3 protein-coding genes are annotated in these 1,698 nt (G+C 67.3%); all 3 read left to right on the forward strand.

The window, feature by feature from the left end; genetic code table 11:
- Nucleotides 1–129: vitamin B12 dependent-methionine synthase activation domain-containing protein (locus ACI2LP_RS34380; protein ID WP_404728464.1), on the forward strand; the 129-nt coding region annotated here is incomplete at its 5' end.
- Nucleotides 126–1,028, forward strand: a complete 903-nt coding sequence (metF, locus tag ACI2LP_RS34385) for a methylenetetrahydrofolate reductase [NAD(P)H] (RefSeq protein WP_404728462.1) — start codon at nt 126–128, stop codon at nt 1,026–1,028. The genes ACI2LP_RS34380 and metF, both read left to right, overlap by 4 nt.
- On the forward strand, nt 1,006–1,698 hold a 693-nt coding region (locus ACI2LP_RS34390; RefSeq protein ID WP_404728463.1), incomplete at its 3' end, for an adenosylhomocysteinase. The genes metF and ACI2LP_RS34390, both read left to right, overlap by 23 nt.

The following is a 1,698-nucleotide window of genomic DNA, read 5'->3' on the forward strand; positions in this document are numbered from 1 at the left end:
CTCGAACCCGAGCGGATCGGTGTCCGGCTGTCGGAGGAGTTCCAGCTCCACCCCGAGCAGTCCACCGACGCGATCGTCATCCACCACCCCGAAGCCCAGTACTTCAACGCGGGAAGGGCCCGGCTGTGAGGACTCTGCGAGATGTGCTCGCGGCGGGGGAGCGGTCGTACTCCTTCGAGTTCTTCCCGCCCAAGACTGACGTCGGCGAAGAGCGCCTGTGGGACGCGATCCGCCGTATCGAATCCCTGTCGCCGGTCTTCGTCTCGGTGACGTACGGAGCGGGGGGATCCTCCCGGGACCGCACCGTCGCCGTGACGAAGAGGATCGCCGCACAGACCACCCTGCGCCCGGTCGCCCATCTGACGGCCGTCGGGCACTCGGTGGCCGAACTGCGGCACATCATCGGCCAGTACGCGGACGCCGGCATCCGTGACGTACTCGCCCTGCGCGGCGACCCGCCCGGCGATCCGCAGGGCGCCTGGGTGTCCCATCCGCGGGGACTGACGTACGCCATCGAGCTCGTCGAACTCATCAGGGAGCTGGGGGACTTCAGTGTCGGCGTAGCGGCCTTCCCCGAGCGGCACCCCCGCTCCCCGGACTGGGACAGCGACATCAGGCACTTCGCGGCCAAGTGCCGCGCGGGCGCCGACTACGCGATCACCCAGATGTTCTTCGACGTGGAGTACTACCTGCGGCTGCGCGATCGGGCCGCGGCGGCGGGGTGCGACACCCCGATCATCCCCGAGATCATGCCGGCCACCGACTACCGGCAGATCAGGCGCTTCGCCGAACTCAGCAACGCGGCCTTTCCGGACGACCTGGCCAGGCGGCTGTTCGCCGCCCGGGACAAGCCGCAGGAAGCTCATCGGATCGGTGTCGACCATGCGATCGCGATGGCGGAGCGGCTGCTCGACGAAGGCGCTCCGGGACTGCACTACATCACCCTGAACCGATCGCCTGCGACGGTGGAGATACACCGGGGCGTCACGAAGACGAGGAGTACCCATGCCCTCTCAGTCCGCCACTGACTTCAAGGTGGCCGACCTTTCCCTCGCGGAGTTCGGTCGCAAGGAGATCACCCTCGCCGAGCATGAGATGCCCGGCCTGATGTCGATCCGCAAGGAGTACGCCGCCACCAAGCCGCTGGCCGGCGCGCGGATCACCGGTTCGCTGCACATGACCGTGCAGACGGCCGTGCTGATCGAGACGCTGGTCGCCCTCGGAGCCGAGGTGCGCTGGGTGTCCTGCAACATCTTCTCCACCCAGGACCACGCCGCCGCGGCGATTGCGGCAGCAGGGATCCCGGTCTTCGCCTGGAAGGGCGAAACGCTGGAGGAGTACTGGTGGTGCACGGAGCAGGCGCTGACCTGGCCGGGCCATCCCGGCCCCAACATGATCCTGGACGACGGCGGTGATGCCACGCTCCTGGTGCACAAGGGCGTCGAGTTCGAGAAGGCGGGCAAGGTTCCCGACCCCTCGACGGCGGACAACGAGGAGTTCCGTATCGTCCTCGAGTTGCTGAACCGCTCCACCATCAAGTGGTCCGAACTGGCCTCGGAGATCCGTGGTGTGACGGAGGAGACCACGACGGGTGTGCACCGGCTGTACGAGATGCACCGGGACGGCACGCTGCTGTTCCCGGCGATCAACGTGAACGATGCGGTGACGAAGTCGAAGTTCGACAACAAGTACGGCTGC

Source organism: Streptomyces sp. NPDC019890, from assembly GCF_044903445.1.
GTDB lineage: Bacteria > Actinomycetota > Actinomycetes > Streptomycetales > Streptomycetaceae > Streptomyces.